Origin of the sequence: Halomonas sp. H33-56 (assembly GCF_040147035.1) — a bacterium.
In the GTDB taxonomy this organism is placed as follows: domain Bacteria; phylum Pseudomonadota; class Gammaproteobacteria; order Pseudomonadales; family Halomonadaceae; genus Halomonas; species Halomonas litopenaei.
The window spans coordinates 1014037-1036316 of the sequence record NZ_JAMSHP010000001.1; the positions used below are offsets into that span (position 1 = coordinate 1014037).

The 22280-nt window shown below is 63.0% G+C and carries 16 protein-coding genes and 1 tRNA gene; 7 read left to right on the top strand and 10 right to left on the bottom strand.

The window, feature by feature from the left end; translation table 11 throughout:
- Positions 1-87: 87 nt before the first annotated feature.
- Both NFH98_RS04610 and NFH98_RS04615 read right to left on the bottom strand, forming a co-directional pair.
- A complete protein-coding gene (locus tag NFH98_RS04610; protein WP_348827642.1) occupies positions 88-3282 on the bottom strand; it encodes an efflux RND transporter permease subunit in 3195 nt (1064 codons plus the stop codon).
- Positions 3279-4682: an efflux RND transporter periplasmic adaptor subunit gene (locus NFH98_RS04615; RefSeq protein ID WP_348827643.1), complete on the bottom strand. Its 1404-nt coding sequence runs from the start codon at positions 4680-4682 to the stop codon at positions 3279-3281. The genes NFH98_RS04610 and NFH98_RS04615 overlap by 4 nt, the downstream gene beginning before the upstream one ends.
- Positions 4683-4812: 130 nt before the next feature.
- Between NFH98_RS04615 and NFH98_RS04620 the strand changes: the two genes are divergently transcribed.
- On the top strand, positions 4813-5781 hold the full coding sequence (locus tag NFH98_RS04620; RefSeq protein ID WP_348827644.1) for a LysR family transcriptional regulator: 969 nt from the start codon (positions 4813-4815) through the stop codon (positions 5779-5781).
- 53 nt (positions 5782-5834) lie between these two features.
- On the opposite strand, the gene NFH98_RS04625 is transcribed toward NFH98_RS04620, so the two are convergent.
- A complete protein-coding gene (locus tag NFH98_RS04625; protein ID WP_222515559.1) occupies positions 5835-6752 on the bottom strand; it encodes a TIGR03571 family LLM class oxidoreductase in 918 nt (305 codons plus the stop codon).
- 446 nt (positions 6753-7198) lie between these two features.
- Here NFH98_RS04625 and NFH98_RS04630 point away from each other — a divergent pair, with 446 nt between their 5' ends.
- Entirely contained in the window at positions 7199-7576 is a 378-nt protein-coding gene (locus tag NFH98_RS04630; RefSeq protein WP_348827645.1) for a YkvA family protein, read from the top strand.
- Here NFH98_RS04630 and NFH98_RS04635 read toward each other — a convergent pair whose 3' ends face one another.
- The 3 genes from NFH98_RS04635 to NFH98_RS04645 form a co-directional block, all read right to left on the bottom strand.
- The gene (locus NFH98_RS04635) at positions 7577-8587 is read right to left on the bottom strand and encodes a zinc-dependent alcohol dehydrogenase family protein (RefSeq protein WP_348827646.1); all 1011 of its coding nucleotides are present in this window, start codon (positions 8585-8587) and stop codon (positions 7577-7579) included.
- Positions 8588-8739: 152 nt separating this feature from the next.
- Positions 8740-9651, bottom strand: a complete 912-nt coding sequence (locus NFH98_RS04640; RefSeq protein ID WP_348827647.1) for a LysR family transcriptional regulator — start codon at positions 9649-9651, stop codon at positions 8740-8742.
- 300 nt (positions 9652-9951) lie between these two features.
- Positions 9952-10806, bottom strand: a complete 855-nt coding sequence (locus tag NFH98_RS04645) for a DUF4437 domain-containing protein (RefSeq protein ID WP_349622283.1) — start codon at positions 10804-10806, stop codon at positions 9952-9954.
- 202 nt (positions 10807-11008) lie between these two features.
- On the opposite strand from NFH98_RS04645, the gene NFH98_RS04650 reads away from it, so the two are divergent.
- The 3 genes from NFH98_RS04650 to NFH98_RS04660 all read left to right on the top strand — a co-directional run bounded on the left by NFH98_RS04650 (position 11009) and on the right by NFH98_RS04660 (position 13827).
- On the top strand, positions 11009-11926 hold the full coding sequence (locus NFH98_RS04650; RefSeq protein ID WP_349622284.1) for a LysR family transcriptional regulator: 918 nt from the start codon (positions 11009-11011) through the stop codon (positions 11924-11926).
- A gap of 359 nt (positions 11927-12285) precedes the next feature.
- Positions 12286-13017 carry an enoyl-CoA hydratase/isomerase family protein gene (locus NFH98_RS04655; protein ID WP_349622285.1) on the top strand — a complete coding sequence of 244 codons (732 nt, stop codon included), beginning with the start codon at positions 12286-12288 and terminating at the stop codon, positions 13015-13017.
- A 387-nt stretch (positions 13018-13404) separates the two neighbouring features.
- Entirely contained in the window at positions 13405-13827 is a 423-nt protein-coding gene (locus tag NFH98_RS04660; protein ID WP_287162970.1) for a DUF3617 domain-containing protein, read from the top strand.
- Positions 13828-14022: 195 nt separating this feature from the next.
- Here the strand turns inward: NFH98_RS04660 and NFH98_RS04665 are convergent, their stop codons facing one another.
- The 4 genes from NFH98_RS04665 to NFH98_RS04680 form a co-directional block, all read right to left on the bottom strand.
- Positions 14023-15558: a DUF1254 domain-containing protein gene (locus NFH98_RS04665; RefSeq protein WP_349622286.1), complete on the bottom strand. Its 1536-nt coding sequence runs from the start codon at positions 15556-15558 to the stop codon at positions 14023-14025.
- A 63-nt stretch (positions 15559-15621) separates the two neighbouring features.
- Positions 15622-17109, bottom strand: coding sequence for a DUF1254 domain-containing protein (locus tag NFH98_RS04670; protein WP_349622287.1), 1488 nt, complete (start codon positions 17107-17109; stop codon positions 15622-15624).
- Between the two features lie 456 nt (positions 17110-17565).
- Positions 17566-19056, bottom strand: a complete 1491-nt coding sequence (locus NFH98_RS04675; protein ID WP_349622288.1) for a hypothetical protein — start codon at positions 19054-19056, stop codon at positions 17566-17568.
- 1004 nt (positions 19057-20060) lie between these two features.
- Positions 20061-20137 (bottom strand) — tRNA-Arg (locus NFH98_RS04680).
- Positions 20138-20318: 181 nt separating this feature from the next.
- Here NFH98_RS04680 and NFH98_RS04685 point away from each other — a divergent pair.
- Together NFH98_RS04685 and NFH98_RS04690 are read left to right on the top strand one after the other, a co-directional pair.
- The gene (locus NFH98_RS04685) at positions 20319-21269 is read left to right on the top strand and encodes a methyltransferase domain-containing protein (protein WP_349622289.1); all 951 of its coding nucleotides are present in this window, start codon (positions 20319-20321) and stop codon (positions 21267-21269) included.
- Positions 21266-22258: a methyltransferase gene (locus tag NFH98_RS04690; RefSeq protein WP_349622290.1), complete on the top strand. Its 993-nt coding sequence runs from the start codon at positions 21266-21268 to the stop codon at positions 22256-22258. Before NFH98_RS04685 ends, NFH98_RS04690 begins: the two co-directional genes overlap by 4 nt.
- Positions 22259-22280: the final 22 nt, after the last annotated feature.

The following is a 22280-nucleotide window of genomic DNA, read 5'->3' on the forward strand; positions in this document are numbered from 1 at the left end:
CGCGCCTGTTCTGATGCACGTCCGCCAATGGTGGGCTGCCTGCCGAGTCCGACGCAGGTAACGCCAGACTCGGCAGCGGGCAGGGCCTCAGGAGGCGGAGGGTGATGTCGCCTCGGGTGACGCGGTATCGCTATCGCCTGAGCGTGGCCGGCGACGTTCCACCAGGCGACGCACGCCCACATAGAAGAGCGGGGTCAGCAAGAGCCCGAACAGGGTCACCCCGATCATCCCGTAGAACACCGCCACGCCCATCGCCTGACGCATTTCGCTACCCGCACCGGAGGCCAGCATCAGCGGGATGACGCCCGCGGTGAAGGCCACCGAGGTCATCAGGATCGGCCGCAGGCGCAGGCGGCAGGCGGTCAGCACAGCGTCCAGTCGCGACTGTCCCTGGCTCTGCTGCTCGCGGGCGAACTCCACCAGCAGGATGGCGTTCTTGCAGGCCAGCGCCACCAGCACGATCAAGCCGATGCGGGTGAAGATGTTGTTGTCACCGCCGGTCAGCCACACACCGGCCATGGCCGACAGCAGCGTCATTGGCACGATCAGGATGATCGAGAACGGTAGCGACCAGCTCTCGTACTGGGCCGCCAGCACCAGGAACACCAGCAGCACCACCAGCGGGAAGACGTAGATCATGGTGTTGCCCGCCAGCACCTGCTGGTAGGTGACCTCGGTCCACTCGTAGGCCACGCCGGCCGGCAGGGTGGTGGCCAGCACCTCCTCGATCGCCTGCTTGGCCTGGTCACTGGACACGCCCGGTGCCGGCGAGCCGTTGATGTCGGCGCTGACGAAGGTGTTGTAGTGCATGACCCGGTCCGGCCCGGTGGTCGGGCTGACCTCGACGAAGCTGCCCAGCGGGATCATCCGGCCGTCGTTGCTGCGTACCTTGAGCTGGCGGATGGCCTCGGCGTCCAGGCGGTATTCGGCGTCGGCCTGGGCGCGCACCTGGTAGGTGCGCCCGAAGCGGTTGATGTCGTTGACGTAGAGCGACCCCAGGTAGATCTGCAGGGTGTCGAACACCGCGTCTAGCGAGACATTCATCACCAGCGCCTGCTCGCGGTCCACCTCCACGTCGTACTGCGGCACCTGGATGCGGTAGCTCGAGTAGACACCGGCCAGCCGCGGATCCTGGTTGGCGGCGCCGACCACCGCCTGGGTCGCCTCGAACAGCCCGTCGAAGCCGACGTTGCCGCGGTCCTGTAGCTGCAGCTTGAACCCCCCGGTGGTGCCGAGGCCAAGGATCGGCGGGGGCGGGAACACCGCCACGTAGGCCTCGTCGATCTGGGCGAACTGGGCATTGAGGCGGGCGGCGATGGCGCCGGCCGAAAGCTCCGGCGACTGGCGCTCGTCGAAGGGCGCAAGCGGGGTAAAGACGATGCCCGAGTTGGAGGCGTTGACGAAGCCATTCACCGAAAGACCGGGGAAGGCCACGGTGTTGGCTACCCCCGGCGTTGCCAGGGCGATCTCCTGCATCTCGGCGAGCACCTCGCTGGTGCGCTCGAGGCTCGCGGCGTCGGGCAACTGGGCCATGGCCACCAGGTACTGCTTGTCCTGGGACGGAATGAAGCCGCCGGGGACCTCCTGAAACAGCTTGCCGGTGAGTCCCAGCAACGCCAGGTAGCCGAGACCGACGATCAGCCCGAAGCGCAGCAGGCGACGAATCAGCCCGGTGTAGCCCCGCGACATGGCAGCGAAGGCCCGGTTGAAGGGGCTGAACAGCCAGCGGCCGAACAGGGCGTCGATCAGCCGGGTCAGCCAGTCGGGCTTCGCCCCGTGGGGCTTGAGCAACAGCGCCGACAGTGCCGGTGACAGGGTTAGCGAGTTGAACGCCGAGATCAGCGTCGAGATGGTGATGGTCAGCGCGAACTGCTGGTAGAACTGGCCGGTCAGACCGCTGATGAAGGCGGTCGGCACGAACACCGCGGTCAGTACCAGGGCGATGGCGATGATCGGCCCGGTGACCTCGCTCATGGCTATGCGGGTGGCCTCATAAGGCGAGTGGCCGAGTTCGATATTGCGCTCGACGTTCTCCACCACCACGATGGCGTCGTCCACCACGATGCCAATCGCCAGCACCAGGCCGAACAGTGACAGCGTATTGATCGATACGCCGATCAGTTGCATCACCGCGAAGGTGCCGATCAGCGAGACCGGCACCGCGATCAGCGGAATCAGCGATGCTCGCCAGGTCTGCAGGAACAGCACTACCACGACCACTACCAGCAGCACCGCCTCCAGCAGCGTATGCACCACCGCCTCGATGGAGCCCCGCACGAACACCGTGGGGTCGTAGACGATGTCGTAGTCGACGCCGTCGGGGAAGGTCTCGGCGGCCTCGGCCATATAGTCGCGCACGCCGTCGGACAGGGCGATGGCGTTAGAGCCCGGACGCTGGAACACCGGCAAGGCCACCGCGTCCTTGCCGTCGAGCTGGGCGCGCAGGGCGTACTGGTCGGCACCGAGCTCCACCCGGGCGACGTCGCCCAGGCGGGTGATGCGGCCGTCGTCGTCCACCCGGATCACGATCTGGCGAAATTCTTCAGGCGAGGACAACCGTCCCTTGACGTTGAGCAGGCGCTGGAACTGGCTTTCGCGCGGGGCTGGCTGGGCGCCCAGGCTGCCGGCGGCGACCTGCTGGTTCTGCTCACGCAGCGCCGCCACCACGTCGCTGGCGCCGAGGCCCCGGGAGGCGATGGCGTCCGGGTCGAGCCACACCCGCATGGCGTACTCGCCGGCCCCGAACAGGCCGACGTCACCTACGCCCTCGAGGCGAGCGATGTCGTCCTGCAGGTTCAGCCGCGCAAAGTTCGACAGCCACAGCTGGTCGTAGCGCCCATCCGGTGAGGTCAGGTGGACCACCATGGTCAGGTTGGGCGACGACTTCTCGGTGGTCACCCCCAGCGCCTGGACCTCCTGGGGCAGGCGAGGCGTGGCGCGGGCCACCCGGTTCTGGACGTTGACCTGGGCCTGGTCCAGGTCGGTGCCGAGGGCGAAGGTCACGGTCAGCGTCAGGTTGCCGTCGGCGGTGGACTGGGAGTCCATGTACAGCATGCCTTCGACCCCGGTGATCTCCTGCTCCAGCGGGGTGGCCACGGTCTTGGCGATGACCTCCGGATTGGCGCCGGGGTAGTTGGCCTTGACCACCACGGTGGGCGGCACCACCTCGGGGTATTCAGAGACCGGCAGCTTGAACAGCGCCAGGCTGCCGGCCACCACGATCAGGATCGACAGCACCGCAGCGAACACCGGGCGTCTGATAAAGAAGTTCGACAGGTTCATGTGCGCGCAGGCTCCTGATCGAGGTGCTTGGCGTCGAGGCGTTCGGCCAGGCGACGGGTACGCTCTCGCAGTTGCTCCAGCGGGGCGCGGTCGGGGCCGTCGACCAGCGCAGGAGAGATCGCCATGCCGGGGCCGAACTTCGAAGGACCGGCGGCGACCACGGACTCACCGCCCTCGAGCCCTTCGCTGATCTCGCGCCAGGCCCCGAAGCGGGCGCCGGTGGTGACCTTGCGGTAGGCGAGTTTGCCCTGTTCGTCGGCGACCAGTACAAAGTTGGCGTCGAGGTCGGTGCCAATGGCGCGGTCGGGCACCAGCACCCCATCGCGATGGCGGGCGGCAGCGATTCGCACCCGGGCGAAGGCGCCGGGGCGCAGCGAGGGATGCCCGGCGTCGAAGCGAGCGCGCACCCTCAGGGTGCCGGTGGCCTCATCGACCCGGTTGTCGATAAAGTCGAGCTCGCCCAGGTAGGCGAAGTCGTCCTGGCCGGCGAGCTGCAGTTCTACCGGCCAGCCCTGATCGGCGGTAATCTCGGCAAAGTCGCGGTTCCAGCTGCGCTCGTCGATATCGAAGTAGGCGTCGACCTGGTCGGTGCTGACGATGGTGGTCAACACGCTCTGGCCGGCGCTGACCACGTTGCCCACCGTCAGGTCGGCGCGGGAGACGCGACCGCTGATCGGCGCGCTGACCTCGGCGTGGGCCAGATCGAGACGAGCACTGTCGAGCTGTGCCTGCAGCGAGGCGACCTCGGCATTCTGGGCCTGGGCACTGGCGCGCCGGGCCTCGGCTTCCTCGCGGGCCATCAGGTTGCGCCCGACCAGCTGATTGGCACGGTTGGCCTCACCGTTGGCGCGGGCCAGCTCGGCCCGGCCCCTGGCAAGCCCCGCCTCCAGCTCACGCACCCGCGCCTCGAAGGGCGCCAGGTCCAGGCGCACCAGCGGTTGGCCCTGTTCGACCAGGGAGCCTTCCTCGAACAGGATCTCGGCCACCTGACCGGTGACCCGGGGGCGCAGGGTGACACGCTCGGGAGCCTCGAGGCGGGTGGTGTAGCGATACCAGTTCGAGACCGGCTGACGCACCGCCTGAACCACCTCGACCCGAGGCGCGGGCGCAGAGCCCGCGCCATCGGCAGCGTCACCCTGTCCTCCCTGACCTTCGCCGGGTTGGCAGGCCGCCAGCAACAGCGCCAGGGTGGCGAGCCCCAGGCCACGGGCCAGGCGACGTGTTGCACGAGGTGCAGTGCGACGTGCCGTGCGACTCGCCTTGCGATGTCCAGTGCGGCCAGCGCTATCGGCACCCCCTCGAGCCGGCAGGTCGTCAGGCTGCGGTGGCGATACGGCAAGCGCAGGGGAGGGGGCAGGCGACACCACCTGGGGGTCGCACGGGGGGCGTTGGTCGGACATCTGGCGACTCCTGAGCAAAAGGTTCGCCAGTGTAATCCTCGATCGAGACTTGTATTAGACCGGTTGGTCGCACATTATTGATGCCAAATATGCACGCATGTGTGCGCTTGTACCTTCTGTGGAGACCTTCATGGACCAACCGAGTCGTCTGCTGCTGCTGGTCGATGTGGCCGAGCTTGGCAGCTTTTCCGAGGCCGCCAAGCGCCGCGAATTGGATCGCTCGGTGGTGTCCAAGCATATCGCGCGCCTCGAGCAGGAGCTGGGGGTGCGCCTGCTCAATCGCTCGACGCGCTCGCTGTCACTGACCCAGGCGGGGCAGGCCATGGTGCAGCAGGGGCGTGAGCTGCGTGACTGGATGTACCACACCCAGGCGCTGGCCGAGAACCTGCAGCAGCTGCCGAGCGGACGGCTCAAGGTGAGCGCCCCGGGCATCCTCGGCCGCTGCCTGGGCTTCGAGGCCATGCGACGCTTTCGCCAGCACTATCCCGATGTGCAGGTGGACCTGCAGTTGGAAGAACGACGGGTCGACGTGATCGGTGAAGGCTATGACCTGGTGCTGCGGGTCGGCGACCTGAAGGATTCCAATCTGGTGGCCTCGCCACTGGCGCCCAATCATCTGTTGATCGGCGCCAGTCCCGCCTTTATCGAGCGCCATGGTGAGCCACGAGACCTCGCCACCCTGGCCCGGCTGCCGGCGTTGACCTTCAGCTCACAGCAGTTCCAGCTCGACTATCTGCCGTACCTCGATGACCAGGGGCGGGAGCAGAAGCTGCCGCTCAATAGCCAGGTGCGCACCAGCGAGGCTGAGGTGATCAAGCGTGGGGTAATGGAAGGCATGGGCATCGGGGTACTGCCGGCCTTCGCCATGTACAACGAAGTCAGTGACGGGCGCATCTTGCCGCTGATGACCGACCTGGCACTGCCGGAGTTCGGCGTCATCACGCTGCTCTATCCCCACCGCGAGATGCCGCTGCGTACCCGGCGCTTTATCGAGATTCTGCGCGAGATGGTCGGCTCGCCACCCCAGTGGGAGGCACGCATCCCCGGCTTTGCCGAAATGTACGGCAAGGGCACTGGTGGGATGGGCCTGGCGTCCTGAGTGTGGAAAGGGTGACGAGCCGGCTGTTAGTCGCACGTCGCTGCGCGGTGAGCCTAGCCAGCATCGAAGGCCGGCAATACCTCCTCGGCCAGGCGATGCAGGGTCTCTTCCACCGGCGCCTGGTTGCGGCGCAGGTTCAGGCCGATGTGATTGACGCCGGCGGCCTGCATGGCCTCGAGCTCGGCGATCAATCCCTGGCTGCCGACCCTCAGCCCGAAGCGGTGGCGGCGAGGCGGTTCGTCCGCGCGCTCGGCCAGGTCCAGGTGCAGGAAGCTGATGTAGGGCTTGTCGCCGGCCACCTCGCGCCACAGGCCGACCCGACGGCGGTGGTCCTCCGGCGTGCCGGGGTAGGCCAGCCAGGCATCCATGTGCTGACCGACCCAGTCCGGGCGCTGCTGGGCCAGACCGGCCACCAGCAGGGGCGGTGGCGTCGCCATCGGCAGCAGCGCCTGGCCCGCGTCCAGGCGCGCATCCTGATCGCCCCTCAGCACCGCGACGGCGTCGCGAAAGGCCTCGCCGCGCTGCTCGAAAGGTATGCCGAACAGCGGATACTCCACCGGACGGTCACCGCTGGCGACACCCAGCAGCAGCCGGTCACCGCTGAGCTGTTGCACGCTCGCGGCGGCCTTTCTGACCAGCCAGGGCATGCGCAGCGGCAGCACCGCAGCGGCGGTGCCCAACAGTGCATGCTGCGTGGACGCCGCCAGATAGCCCAGGTAGGTGAACATCTCGAACACCTGACCGGCGTCGCCAAAATGCGGGTCGTAGAGCGGTACATCGCGCAGCCACAGCGCACGAAAGCCGAGGCGATCGGCCAGCTGGACAGGGTTAAGGTGTTCGCTCAGATCGGGGACGCCGAAGGCGCGACCATCGCGCAGGCGGGCGGCTTCACCGGCGGGGCTCCAGTCATTGTCCAGCGCCAGCTCCAGACCCAGGGTCAAGGGGCCACTGGTCAGTCGTTGCAAGCTCATCTTGGCTCCTGCCTCGAGGGGAGGCGTATCAATTCGATAGAACGCTAGGCGCTGTCCGAAAAGTCGACGAGCGAAGGTTAGACAAGGCAAAAATCGGTGAGAAAGCGCAGTTTACGGGGTGTAAATGAGCATTTTGATCCGATTTTTAACGCCGTATTACCGAGCGCAGGCACTTTTCAGACAAGCCCTAATCGTTGTAATGGAGTGTGGCGCCGTCAGGGGCGGGGAAAAAGAGGCTCGCGGCGGAATCACTTTTTCGTTTGCGGCAACAATCGACACGAAACATCCGATGATGCTGGCGCAGGCACGGGGCAGGGCGACACCATTGAACTGACACGGTGAGTCCTGCTTCACTAGGACAGCGGTATCAGCGATAAAGATATCGCCGACTGGGGCCGGCTCAGGGAAGGGCAGCGGGCGATGCCACGGCGCAACGGGAGGAAAAAATGAAAGACGAGACAACCCAGCAGGTCATCTTGGCCGGAGAGCCGATCGACGAGCACCAGGGCCACTATTCCGACGAGCGCTTCTGGGCCAAGGTCGGGCGCTACGCCAAGGCCGCCGGCGAGGTCACCCTGTCCCGGGCACTGACGCTCTACTACGCCGCCCGGGACAAGGACACTCCTGTGTGGGCCAAGACCACCATCTACGGTGCGCTCGGCTACTTCATCTCACCGCTGGACGCCCTGCCGGATCTGACCCCGCTGGTCGGCTACACCGACGACATGGGCATGCTGGCGGTGGCGCTGATGACCGTGGCGGCCTACGTCAAGGATGAGCACAAGGACAGGGCCAGCGCTACCTTGACACGCTGGTTTTCCTGATCAGCCCTCGACCTCCACGACCACCTTGCCGACGGCCTTGCCCGAGGTGAGGTGGGCGTAGGCCTTGCCGACGTCGGCCAGGGCGAAGCGGTTGTCGTCCACCAGCGGCGTCAGTGCCCCCGAATCGATGATCTCGGCAAGCGTCGACAGGATGTTGCCGTGCACTTCCCGCCCGACGTTGTGGATCATCGGAATCAGCATGAAGATCACGTGCAGCGAGGCGCCCTTGAAGTGCGCCGGGGTCATGTCCAGTTCGGCCAGCGACATGGTCGTCGCCACCTGGCCGTTGAGCTTGACCGCATTGAAGGAGTTGATCAGGTTGGGGCCGCCCACGCTGTCGAAGATGACGTCGAAGCCGGCACCATCGGTGTGCTGGTTGACGTAGTCATCGACGCTCTGGGTCTTGAAGTCGATGGCGGTGGCACCGAAGCCTTCGATCAGTTCGCGCTGTTTGTCGCCGGAACCGGTGGCGTAGACCTCACACCCCAGATGGCGGGCAAGCTGCACCGCCACATGGCCGACGCCACCGGCGCCGCCATGCACCAGTACCTTATCGCCGGTTCCTGCGCCTGCGCGGGTCAGGCCCTCGTAGGCGGTGATGGCGACCAGCGGCAGGGCCGCGGCGTCACGCATCGACAGGGAACGCGGTTTGTGCGCGATCAGTCGGGCGTCGGCGAGCATGTACTCGGCCAGACTGCCCTGCAGGTCGGTGAGCCCGCCGGCGCAGCCGTAGACCTCATCGCCCGGGGCGAAGCCGGTCACGCCTTCGCCGACTTCCTCGATGGTGCCGGCAAAGTCCATGCCGAGCACGGCGGGCAGATCCGGTGCGATCGGCAGCTCCTCCTGGCCCAGCTGACGGATCATGGTGTCGATGGTGTTGACGCTGGTGGCGGCGATACGCACCACCACCTGACCGGCGCTGACCTGGGGGCGAGGCAGTGTGGCGGATTCGAACGGCGCGTCCTCGCCGTAGCGGTTGAGGACCATGGCGGACATCGATGAGGTGGACATTGTCGGTCTCCTGTAGGGGGTGTGGATCAATGCCTACAGGATTGCCGATGCCGCCTTGGAAAAAAACGCCATGACCCGGGAATCAGTTTCTGGAAATCGCTGACAGTGCGCGCCGGCTACTGCGTAGTACGGCGTAGTAGGGCGTAGTGCTGTCAGTGCCTGTCCCAGATCGGTGGAGTGCCGATCTTCTCCAGCAGGAAGTCGATGAAGACCCGGACCTTGGCCGTCAGCACGTTGGCTTTCGGGTAAACCAGCCAGATGGCGGAATGATCGTCGACCTCGTGGTCGGGCAGTATCCTGACCAGCGTCCCCTGTTCCAGGTCCTCGTGGATGCTCCACAGCGCATGCATGGTGATGCCGGTGCCCGCCACTGCGGCCACCCTCATGCTGGCGCCATCGTCGCAATAGACGCGGGGCTTGGCCCCGGCCGGGGGAAAGGTGTGAGGGGTGCGCATCCCGTTCTTTGATAACGCCCGCGGCGTGCCACCCTGAAAGGCCACCAGCCGATGGCTTTGCAGGTCCTGCGGCGTCCTCGGCACGCCGTGGCGCTTCAGGTAGTCGGGGGAGGCACACAGCACGCGCTTGTCGTCGGCCAGCTTGCGCGCCTTGAGGTTGCTGTCCTCGATCGGATAGTTGCGCAAGGCCAGGTCAAACCCACCCTCGATCAGGTTGGTCTGGGTATCCGACAGTCGCAACTCCAGGCTGACGCTGGGATAGCGTTCGAGAAATTCCGGCAGAATCGGTGCGACATAGAGCTGGGCGAAGGTGCTGGAGGCGGCGAATCGCAGGCGCCCGGTCGCCTCTTCGCTGTCCTTGCCGAGGGCGGCGAGCCCGGCGTCCTCCTGGGCCAGCATCTCCTTGGCGAAGGGAAGAAAGGCCGCGCCCTCCTGGGACAACGATACCTTGCGGGTAGAGCGGTGCAGCAGGTCGGCACCGACCTGATGTTCAAGCTTGGATAGTCGAGCGCTGGCGACCGCCGGTGCGATGCCGAGTTGGCGTCCCGCCGCGCTGATATTCAGCGTCTCGGTCGCCAGTACAAACAGGCGTAGTCCATCTGTGTCCATTCACTAGGCTCCCGGTGACGTTGATGGCCTCGGCACCAGCTTAAGGCAAGCGCCACGCTGCAGATAGCGCGGTTCGCTGCAGGGCCGAGGCAAGGGCTTGAAAGGACCGCGGCGCGGTGGTGCTCCGGCGATGCCTTACCCTGCCTCGACCTTGCTTTAACCATGCCTTCACCGTGCGCAACGCCCCCCGGCCGGGCCGGGCGGCAGCACCGAGCGGCCCCCGGGGCAGAGGCGCGGTATCGAGCCTGCACGAATCTTTCCGGGAGGCCGGGGGCACGGCGAACGCGAGGCGTCGGGAGGTCAGCGCGACGCGAAGTCGAAGCTGCCATCCGTGCGCACGTAGAACAGGCATTCGGCGTCCGAGGTGCAGGTCAAGAGCGGAGCCGAGTCGTCATTCGCGCTGAAATAGCTGCCAGAGGGAAGCGGTGACGAGCCCTGAATATCGGCCCCGCTCAGTTCGGCGTCGCCCTGGATGACAACTGCGCGCAAGGCATCACCGTCCCCGCTGATGGTCCCCGAGCCTCCTGCCGGGATCTTCAGCAGGGAGCCGTTGGCTTCTCCGGGCGCGGTGCTTCCCCAGAGAAAGGCCACTTCGGCGCCCTTTTCCTGCGACTGGCCGGGTACCTCGAGCCAGTTGATGGCATCGGCATCTAGCCAGACCATATTGCCGGCTTCTAGGTTGACGGGTTTCTCACCATTGTCGAAGGCCTGGTCCGAGGGCTGGACCAGGTAGGGGCCCTTCAGAATTTCCAGAAAGATGGTGGCGCCTTCTTCGGCGATGGCGGAGGTAATGTGATCCTCGCCAGCCGGCTGTGTCCAGAACGACCCCGGACCCATCCACATGGTGGCGGCATCCGGGTCATCATTGTGCACGGCACCCTCGATGACGACCGCACGGTAGGTGATGTTGTGAATATGTGGGGGCGAGGCAAAGCCTTCCTTGAACTCGATGATGGCGCCACTGGGCACATCTTTGGTGATGTCGCCCCACAGCACGCTGGCCTGGGGACTGGCGTCGCCTCTGGCAGGGTTCAGCGGCTGTGGCGTCACCTCCGAGCGCAGCACCACCTCGGTGGCGGCGGTGGCTGGGCCGGCGATCGAGAGCGTTGCCATCGCGACGCTGGTGGCAAGCAGGGGGAAAGCAGACAAGCGCATGGGATCACTCCTGAGAAGACGCTGGTTGGACGGCGGGGGGGCCGGAGCTTCGGAATGCGAGGGTCGGCAACCGAAGCCTCGTTCAAGGCTCCGCAGGGAGTAGCATGGCTACCGGCCCAGCAGTGAGGCGATGAACGGTATCGGCTGGGGTTGGGGGGATAAACCGCCTATATTCGAAAAATAAATCCGGAGAATCCGAATAATGCTCGTTCACAACATGCGCCTCTTTCTGACCATCGTGGAAAAGGGCAGCCTGGTGGCGGCGGCCAGAGAGACGGGGCTTTCCAGTACCACCGTGTCCGAGCGCCTGGCGTCGCTGGAGCAGTACTTCGGCGTGGTGCTGATCAATCGCACGACCCGCTCCATCAGCCTCACCGAAGAAGGCCGTACCCTGGTCGAGGGCGCCAAGCAGGTGCTGGCAGAGCTTGAGGAGCTGGAATCCCGCATTCGTCATGGCGCCCAGACCCTGTCCGGGCCGATTCGCATCAGCGTGCCCATCGACCTGGGCCGCGGGGTGGTGTCCCAGGTGATGGCGAACTTTGCCCGCGAAAACCCGGATGTATCGCTCGAACTGTCGCTGTCGGACGGTTTCACCGATATCGTCGGTCAGGGCTTTGATCTGGCGCTTCGGTTCGGGCAAGTGCTGGACAGCAGCCTGCGCATTCGCCAGCTGGGATCGTTTCGCCGGATCGTCTGTGCCGCCCCTACCTACCTGGAGCGCCATGGCGTTCCTGGCATCCCCACGGAACTCGCACAGCACAACTGCCTGGTGATGCGTTTTGGTGCGGCGCTGGACAACGTCTGGAGCTTTGGGCCTGAGGACGCACCGCAGCAGGTGACGGTTAAGGGCAATCGGATCGCCAACGACGGCTCACTGGTGCGCCAGTGGGCGGTGGAAGGTCATGGCATCTGCCTCAAGTCCGAGCTGGACGTCCAGGAAGACCTTGAACAGGGGCGGCTGGTGCCACTGCTCGAGGACGTGGCAGCGCCCCCCAAGCCCTTGCAGCTGATGTTTCCTCCCGCTCGCGACCAACCCCGGCGGGTGAAGGCTTTCGCCGAAACGCTCTGCCAGGAGCTATCTGTGAGAGAGCAGGCCGTCTCGGCCCGAGAGAACTGGTAAAGAGAGCTGGTAGAGGGAACTGGCAGAGAGCAGGCAGAGGGAACCGGTAAAGAGAGCTGGTAGAGAGCTAGCAGAGGGAACTCTGGTACAGAGAGCTGGCACTGCCGGGCGTCTTGTCGGGGGAGAGAATGTGAGGGAAGTGCCTGAAAGGGCAAAAATTGGTCCCCATTATACGGATTTTGCGAATTCTGAAACCGGAAAGCGGCCATTCTGAAGCCATCTCGACTGGGCTAAGTTGGTCCGAGTGTCATCGAGCTGAATGGTAGCCACGGGAGGCCGGCGTGCAAGGCGCAGAATGGCTCGACCATCCGCAGTGCCAGGCCGGCGACGGATTCACGAATCTGTCCGAGGGGATTGTCATGCAGTACAGAAATTTCACCACCTTTAACGTATCGGTACGCCGAGGTGCCGCCTGGGTGACCTTCCTGGATGCCCCTCTGGACCCGAATGGTGCCATCTTTCTCGACGAGATGAGCAAGCTGCTGGATCATCTCGAGCGCGATGCCAGAATCGATGCCATCGTCTTTCAGTCTCGGTTCCCTGAAGTGTTCTCGCGCCTGGCGGGATACAAGACATTGAAGGGTGCCTCGTTCCCCCAGGTCGGCGATGACGACAGCAGAAAGCGTGAGTTCAAGCGTCTTCTTGCGCGAATCGAAGACCTCCCGCAGACCACCATCGCCAAGGTGGAAGGCATGGCCCGGTATGGAGGCCACGAGCTCGTCATGGCGTGTGACGTACGCATTGCCGCAAGAGGCCTTGCGAGATTCGTACCGATGGAGGTCGGCTTGACGGGGCTGCTGGCCCGTGGCGAGTCTTACGGGCACGAGAATCGTGTGGGTCCGGTCGGTGGACTGAGTTCCTTGCTGGGTAGCCGAGACTACGGAGCCGATCAGGCGGAATATCTTGGCACCATTCACCGTGCCCTGGATCCGGAAGATGTCGCCGCCTATGTCGATGATCTGGTGAGACGGCTGACGGGCCAGACCAGCGAGACAGACGAGCGCAGAGACATCGACCCTGCGTCGACACCCTTGCACGATAGCCCAAGGGAAGATGCGCAGACGGATTACACAGGCTTCGCCCTGGCCTAGGGCTTGTCTGAAAAGTGCCTGCGCTCGGTAATACGGCGTTAAAAATCGGATCAAAATGCTCATTTACACCCCGTAAACTGCGCTTTCTCACCGATTTTTGCCTTGTCTAACCTTCGCTCATCGACTTTTCGGACAGCGCCTAGTCGAGAGGAATGACGCGCGACCTGACAGACGGTATGACGAGCCCGGTGTGAACCTCCCGGGTCGGCAGGATCATGGCTTCCCGCGTGCGAACGTGCCGACATCGACAGCACGATCCTTGATGTAACGTTCTGTTGTTTAATTGCTTTCTTTTGGATGTTTTTCCGTTTTGCCGGTCATTGGTGAGATAGGCTGGGGGCGCCGATACCTCGGCGACTTTTCACCAAAAAAAGACGGGAAGGATCCATGTCACGACACCTCTTGCTTGCCTCTCTGCTGATCGCGGTATCCACCAGCGCCATGGCCAGCGACCTCAAGCCTGGACAATGGGAAATTATCCAAAGCATGTCAGGCGACCAGATGCCTGAGCAGATGACTCAGGAGACGGCCGAGACGCAGTGCATGACCGCGGAAGAATCCAGTGACATGATCGCCACGTTGCGCGAGGACTGGACATCGTCTGGTTGCGAAGACATCAAGATCAGACGCGATGGCGATACCATCGATGCCCAGGCAACCTGTCCCGCCGGCGCTCGCACGACCACCTTCGATGCCAGTATCACGATGCACAGTGACGAGCACTTCAATAGCATGATCGAGATGGACAACGGCCAGCAGGTCACCATCGAGCAGGAAGGTCACTGGGTCGGCGAGAACTGTGAAAGCTAAGCCAAGCCAAGCCAAGCCAAGTAAGACCAAGCCAAGTAGCCAAGCACGGCCCTCGAACCACTTGGCTTGCAGCATGGCTGATCAAGACGAAGGCCCGCCTATGGCGGGCCTTCTGTTTTTCTCCATCAAGGCAATAACGCGTGGGGGCGTTACCACCTGGCCAGGTGCCCGCCACCTTCCCGGGGGGACCTGTGATTATTGCGCCTTCTCGATATCACCTGGCTTCCAGCTGCCGTCCAGCGCCGGTTCGGCGGGGGCATAGAGGCGCAGGATGGCGAAGAAGCCTCGCCCCGGGGCGGTGGCGAGCCAGTTGTCCTGCTGGCCCTCCGGGGCCTCGGGGCCGAGATAAAGCTGGGTACTGCCGTCGTCTTCCTGGGCGGGTTCATCGAGCTTGCCGAGCGAGGGAAACGGTTGGCCATTGTCGAGGCCCGAGGCATTCTCAGCCTCGTACAACGTCACCGACCAGAACAGTTCCGCCGGGATATCGGGGGGCAGTGTCAGGGTGTAGTGCTGGTCGCCGCCCAGAGGCTCGCCGTCCGCATCCTCGAAGGCGATCATGTAGAAGGCGCCCTTGCCGGGGGTCATCGACACCATGCCGGGGCTGATCGAGAAGTAGTCGGTGAAGAACCAGGCGCGGGCGTCCAGTTCACGGTATCCCGCCTCGCTCGACATCCAGTCGAGCCCGACCGGCACGTCGGGCCAGCGGGCCGAGACGTTGTTGACCGGATTCAGCCATTGGCGGTCCTCGTACACGCGGAAGTCCTCGCCGTTCAGACCGTGCTGGAAGCCGATGACGCGGCTGGTCTTGTAGCCGGTCTGGGCGGCGGCTTCCAGTGTCTTTCGGGTCGACTCATCCGGGGCGAAGTCCCGATCCGAGGCGATACCGATACCCTCGAGCATGCCCAGCCAGTCGGGGCCGGCAAGGGCTTCTCCTTCGGTATCGACCAGATACTTGAGCTGGTCGAATGCCGTGGCATCGGAGCGCGGCAGCATGTTGTAGGAGCCGCCCGCGGCGTCCGGGAATTCCATCGGCCTGGCGCTATCCTTCTCGCCGAGGGGATAGATCAGCGACTGTTTCAACAGGTCCGTCGCCGGCGCGATGTTGTCGAGGGACTGATAGAACGAGCGCAGGAAGAAGAAGACGTTGTTGGTGCCCGAGCGATAGACGTAGTGATCCTCGGGAACGTCGCCCTCCCAGCCCGGCGGCACGATCAGGAAGTTGCCGCCCTCGCCACCGTCTGGCCCCGGCAGGCCCAGATCACCGAAGTATTCGCCGCCGTCGACGGGAATCGGGCGTTGCCAGGCATCCAGCAGGATACCCTGCAGCTTCGGTGGCGCCTCGAAGACCAGCGGGCCGCTCTCGCCCAGGTCTGCGAATACCATGCCGTAGATCAGGTCCGAGTTGGGCGTCGTGATCAGCGTCCTGGCGTCCAGGCGCTCGGTCCAGATGGGCATGACGTTGTAGCCGGTGCCGAAGGCCTCCGCCGCGCCGTCGCGCATTCCCATGGTGTTCAATAGTGGCAGCGCCCACAGATAGGTCTGTGTCGCTCGCTGGAAGGTCAGCTCCTCCATCAACTGTTGGGCGGTCTGCTCGGTGGGACGGTTCTGTTCAAAGGGCAGGTTGGCAAGTTCCGTCGCGCGCTCGGACTGGGCCAATGCGACCGGTGTCAGGGCCAGTGGCAGGGTCAGGGCAAGACCGGCGCACAGAAGGGGTCTGGACAGGCATTTCATGATCGGCTCCCGCGGCGTGAAAAGGGGCGACCCGCCGGCAAGGGCGGCGGGTCGAACAGGGGATTACTCGACGAGTTCAAAGTCCGGGAGTGAGAAGGACTTGTCGAAGAAGGCCTGGCCTGGTGCGTAGAGGCGGAAGTACACGAACCAGCCATCATCCTCGACCGTCTTCATGTGATTGCTTTCCAGGCCGTCCGGGGCATCTGGACCGATGTAGAGATCGATGGAGCCGTCTTCGTTGTACTGGAGCTGTTCCATGCGGCTGTCGAGGCTGACATCGGAGATCTCCGTTCCTCCGTTGTCATAGGGGCGGCGAGTGTCTTCGCTGTAGAGCGTCAGCGACCAGAACTGCTCCACCGGAACCTCCGCCGGGACATGCAGCACGTAGTTGCGATCGGCGCGCAGCATGTCGCCGTTGGCGTCACGCTTGGTGGTCATGTAGACCTGTCCCGCGCCGGGCGTCGGGTTGACCATTCCCTCGCTGGAGCCGACCGCCTCGTAGAACCAGGTCGCACGTTCGTCGATCTGCTGCAGCGTATCGGTGGCCTGGGCGACGACGAAGTCGAAGCTCTTGTACCAGGAGGTGCCCTCCCACCAGACATCCGCATAGCGCGGATTCACCTGCAGGTTGCGGGTCATCAGCTCACCCAGGGCCGCGCCCTGCAGCAGGATCTCTCGCTGGCGCTCGTCCGGTGCAAAGGCCTCGCCCTTGATGATGCCGAGCGGCGCGAGCATCGCCATCCACGCCTTGTCGATCTCGCGCACCGGCTCTTCGTCGATGATCGAGGCGAGCTTTTCCCAGTAGGCGAGGCCCCGTGGGGCGGTGGCGCTCCACTCGACGTCCTTGCCCTTGACGAAGGTGCTGGGCGAGGTGTCACCCACCGGCCCCATCTGGTATTGGGACACATAGGTGTCGTAGTAGGCCGGGTCGGGATCGAGGATACGGATGCCCACCAGCACGTTGTTCGTCTCGCTCTGGAAGACGTGGGCATCTTCCTCGCTGTAGTCGTCGGGATCGTCACCGGGGCCGACCACGATGTAGGTGGCGCCTTCGCCCTTGTCGGGGCCGGTCAGGCCGAGGTCGAATACCGGGCGCATCCACATGTCGAGCACCCCGCCGGCGGTCTGGCCGGGTGGGTAGTCGATCTGCACCGGTCCATCGGAAAGATCGGTGAAGTTGAAGATGTAGGGGGTCGTCAGGTTGGCGGTGACGATGCCGCGTTTTTCCTTGAGCGTCTCGAGGACGGCAAAGGCACCGGGTTCATCGGTACCGAAGGCTTCGCCCTGGTTGTCCCGCCAGGTCGTCGTGCTGACCAGCGGCGTCGACCAGATATAGGCCTGGGCGGCCCGCTGTACGTCCATGGTATCGAACAGTCGCTGCGACGCCTGTTCATCGAAGTAGCTGTCCTGCAGTTCGATCTCGCCGGCGGGCGTCTCGATCACCTCGTCGCCCTTGAGGGTTGCCTGATCGAGTGGAACGGCCGACTGCGCGAGCCCCGAAGCGCAGAGCAGCGCCCCGGCGACGGTGGCCGTGGTCATGTGACGAAGCATCTTCCCGAACTCCCTTTCTGTTATCGATGGTGGTCTGAGCCGGGCGGACATCGCCTCCATCCCGCCAATCCGCGCCGTCGTGCTGTCGATCCGATCGTGCCTGGTGTCGTCCGAGCCTCGGGTGGGCGGGGACGTCACGCATCGACAGGACGCAACATAGCCCGCCCGGCGCAGCGCCTGATTCGCCACCGCTCGAGAATCGTCTTCAAAACATTTCTGATTTAGAAAGCTGGCACAGAGCCCGAGATCCCGCCACTAAGCCGCCTTCGGGCCGCTGCTGTTTCTGCATAGTACTTTCGAATGGGGCTGTGGAGCGCTTCCTGGGGGAGGGGGCAGGGGAAAGGTCAGGGGGGGGCAGTCAGCCAGAAGCGGACGTTTAGCCAGAGAAGATAACGCCTGCATTACGGGCCGGTTTGGAGCGAAGCGGAAACCGGTCCCGTTGATGCACTGGTTAAATCATTTTCGGCGCCGGTTCTTTCGCCTTGCGCCCTTCTGATTGTTTCTTTTCTTTTTTCGTTCTTTTTCTTTTTGTCGCTTTTCGCGGTTATCAGTGCTTTTTCTTTCTACCGGATATTGGTAGTGCCTCTCGCTTTTTTCTATTACATTAGTTTCTTTAAATAGCCCAAGTTTTTCACGCACGTCTCGCGCTTCCGCGTAGTCATCTTCAGACCAAGTATCTGTATCAATGTATATCATATCTTCACTACCACCATTTGAGCCGGGGGGATCGGTGGCGACTCCAACCACGATTCTCCGTTCAGTCTTAAGCAGCTTTGCGGACTGACAGTATGCGATGAGAAGCCCAGCTCGAAATTCTCGATATTCCCGGTAGGACTCGAAATGTCCGGAAATAGGTAGTACTAGCCAGACATACATAGTCTCAGGATTGGTTGGGGATAGCAGGAGACGGACGCCCCTCTCGTCTGGATTTAAAGACCTGATTTTCTGGTGTATTGAATCTGCTAAGATTCGACGTCCAACTCTCGACTCGGAAGCAAATTCCCTAATGCCAAGGGTAACCGAGTCGAAGTCTTCAGCGTTGCTGAAGTGCCACGTATTGTTTTTCGCATGTTGACCAAAATACTCGATGAATCTGTCAATAAAGTAAGAAGATGCGTCAAGCTCCTTGCCTTTCTTATATTGAGGCAAATCCTTTATTTCGTCATAGATGCCCTCATCTACAATAATGAGGTCCTCGTCGTTAACATAGAAACCTGGGTCACGATCCTTGTTCGATTGCGATAAATAAAACCCTAGAAGATCCTCTTCACCTGCCGAAATAGCTAAACGGCCCGACGAAACCAATGCTTCCTTATCAGATAGATAGCTGGTAAAGTCGTAAACCGTATCTAGCTCTCGCATCAAAGTATCTAGTGCTAAATCGTCCAGCACATGAACGAAGCCTTTCTCAGGATTTACCGACCCAACTTGGAAAGGAGTTTTCTCCATTTCCTTCCCGATTAATGCCGGGTTGAGCATCAAAGACCCTGATCCCGAAGCATGTTTTCTGAACCTTTCTACTGCGTTTCTTGCGACCAGTATTCGATGAATTCTTATTTGGTCGTTGGAAGGGAAAGAAATCGGAAAGGGTTGAGTACATTTTCGATCTAAAAATATTCGACCAGGGTGCTCGCAAAGAAATTTTTCGGCACCAAACACTTGAGGCGCGGATTTTAATACTGCCTTTCTTACCCAGCGCCCCCAGTCTACTTCCAAATCACCGGTATCTTTAAAGGCAATATCTTTGTCAGAGAAAATGATTACGTGTTCTTTGAAAACAACAAGAAGGTCACAAAGTTCTTTACCATCGCCACTCTCGGCTTTCTTCCCTTCGTCTGTGTACAGGTTCGGAAAACACCAGGGACTTAGAAAGGTATTTTTACCTAGCCAAGCGAGATAACGCTCTGAGGCTGTCACTCCCTGTGCTTCTTCTTGCTCTTCACTCATTGCTTTCCTTCGATTTAACAGGTGTTCGACAGCCGGCTCGTTTCATTGACTTGAACGCGTCGGCACGTTCATTCGGGTTATACCGCGCGCCATATCCACACCTAACCGTCTGAAAATCAGGAAAATTAAGTATAGCTTGGTAGTATAATATCAATTATCGTTCCAGCCTCATAACACCGATGACCGAGCACGCTGCCTTTGCCGGCATGTCCGCTTTGTGTCGTAAGCAGGCTCCGGACCAGTCAGGCCCTTCTAAGCCACCTCGTTGCGAACTTGGCATAGATTTATCCTTTCCGCCACTGACGCTACTCCAACGCGTAGCATCCTCAGCATAAATTCGCGTGATTCCGCATGAGTCCTCGTAACCCTCTATAACTGTCAGAGCCTAGTAGTGGTGCGTGTTGGCGGCCAGCGCATGAGTGCATTAAAACCGACGGGTTTAGCGCGCAGGCGGGGCGGGGTGTCGAGAGCGCGCCAGGGTCGCGCGTTTGATAGGGCTCAAAACGGATCAACCCCGCCGTATGGCGGGGTTGATGGGTAGGGCGCTTCCCAGAGTTGCCTCCAGCTCCTCAGGCGTCTCGCTGTCGCCCTGCAGTTCTGGATGGCCTCTCTCGGTATTTTACCGCTCAGCTCTGGAATCTCTGTTCAGTAGTTGTCGCTGGTGTGAGTTAGCGGTAGCAACTTGAGGAAGAGAGCACCGATAGCGGCCAATTGTCTCTGCTCAATCTCATGTTTGACCTGTTGGGTTTCCTGCTGGTCGAGGTGGCTGAAAGCTCCTCTAAGGGCTGCTTGCTGTTGTCGGTCTGATGGCCGGTGTCGATCTTGTGGCAACACCGAATTGGGCTAAAAACAAGGCGTGGGTCATCTTCGAGCAGCAGGATTGATGAGGTGCAAAAGTACGGTTGAGCCCGGGCAGGAAGGGCTTGCAGCAATATCCAGGATCAATAATTGGGGAAAAAAGCGCCGGAATGTCAGGGGAGGGGGCATGGATCGCAGGGCTGACATGGCGCCCTCTGCAGGATTCGAACCTGCGACCTGCCGCTTAGGAGGCGGCTGCTCTATCCTGCTGAGCTAAGAGGGCGTTGGGGCGGCATTATAAGCGGCTGACTCGCCAAGATAAACCCGCAGTTGGCAGGGAAGGTGGCTGGGACGGTGGCAGGGAAGGTGGCTAGGCAGGTGATGAGGGCGGGTGTCAGCGCTGGCCTGGCTCGGTAGAATGCGCGCCACGGCTCTTTGTTATCCACACCTGTCTGGCGTTTTCGATGTCTCAACACCCCACGAGTGACGCTGCCGTCACTCCCGCTGCTGGTTCTGTCGCTGCTTCTGATGCTGCCGCTTCTGTTGCTGGTCATGCGTCCGGCGGTGCGCCGCTGTCTGTCCATGGCGATCGCCACTTCGATGGACTGGCGGACAAGTTCTCGGCGTCGCTCTACGGGCACCTGCGCGGCGAGCTGCGCCTGTCGTTGCTGGACCGCCTACTGCCGGAGATGCTCGATCTCGAAGGCCAGCCGGTGCTGGACGTGGGGGCGGGGCTCGGTCAGCAGGCCCAGTGGTTTCTCGAGCGTGGGCATGCGGTGACGCTGGCCGAGCCCGCCGGCGAAATGCTCGACCGGGCCCGGGAGGCGATCGACGCCCAGGGTGTCGAGGCGTCCCGGGTCCGCTATCTGACGTCGCCGCTGCAGGACCTGGCGGGCGAGGCCCCTGGGCCCTGGCCGCTGGTGGTGTGCCACGCGGTGCTCGAATGGCTGGGCGACCCCAGGGCGGCCATCGATCGTCTGGCCGCGCTGATGGCGCCAGGGGCTCAACTGTCGCTGATGGTGTTCAACCGCGACGCCCTGCGGCTGTCCAACGTGGTCAAGGGCAACCTGGACAAGGCGCTGGAGGATCGGCTCGAGGGCAAGGGGCAGCGTCAGCGGCTGACACCGATCTCGCCGCTGACCCATGACCAGGTGATGGCCTGGACCGAAGAAGCCGGGCTTCGTTGCGAGGGCGTGGCGGGGATCAGGGTGTTCCACGATTACCTGCGCCACCCGCCCCAGAACGACAAGGAACTCGACAAGCTGGTGGCGCTGGAGCACGCCTACTGCCGCCTGGACCCCCATTGGCGGCTGGGCCGCTATCTGCTCTATACCTTCCGCCGTCCGGCCGACCCCGAGGAGCGTCCATCGCCGCGCGACGGCGGCGCTGACACCCGTGAGGAGACCCCGACATGAGTGCCGAAACCCCGGTGTGCCAACTGCTCGAGCGTCAGGACGCCGACTATCGCGGCTGGTGGTGGGTGGCGCCGCCTCGGGATAGCTGGCTCGAGCAGGGCGAAGGGACCCTGATCAGCGCCGATGTGTCGGTGCGTGCCGCCTGGCAGGCCCAGGGGCGCCCGGCGCTGTCGCCGTTCTCGCCCGAGGCGTCGCCGCCGCCGGGGGTGGTGCTGTTCTGGCCCAAGTCCCACGCCCTAGGGGAGTGGTGGCTGTTGTGGCTGTGTCAGGTATTGCCCGAAGGCACGCCGATGCAACTGGTGGGCGAGCACCAGGGTGGCATCAAGCGGGTACTCAAGGTGCTGGCGGCTCTGGGCATGGGCTGTCGCAAGCTCGACAGCGCCCGGCGCTGCTCGCTGTTCGCGACCCGCTCGGCGCCCCAGCCCCTCGATCCGGAAGCGGTGTGGACGCGTTTCGAGGCCGCCGGCCTGACGCTGGCAAGCCATCCAGGCGTCTTCGGACACGGCAAGTTCGACGAGGGCACGGGGCTTCTGATCGAGCAGCTAGAGACCGCCTTGCCCCGGGGCCAGGTGCTCGACATGGGCTGCGGTGACGGCATTCTGGCGGCCTGGATGGCACAGCAGGGGCGTGATGTCACCGCGGTGGACGTCAGCGCCTTTGCGGTGGAAGCGACCCAGCGCTCGCTGGCGGCCAATGGGCTAAACGGCGAGGCACTGGAAAGCGACGTCTACTCGGCGCTGGCGGGTCGTCGCTTCGACGCCATCGTCTCGAATCCGCCGTTTCACCAGGAGCGCTCCATCGACTACGGCCCGGCGGCCCGTCTGATCCAGGAGGCGCCCCAGCACCTGACGCCAGGCGGGCAATTGATCCTGGTGGCCAACGCCTTCCTGCCCTACGCAGATCCCCTGGAGAAGGCCTTCGGCGGCTTCGAGATCCTGGCCGACAATGGCCGTTTTCGGGTCTACCGTGCCCGCCTCGCCAGGGGCTAGCTAGGTACCTGCCGGGCTAAGT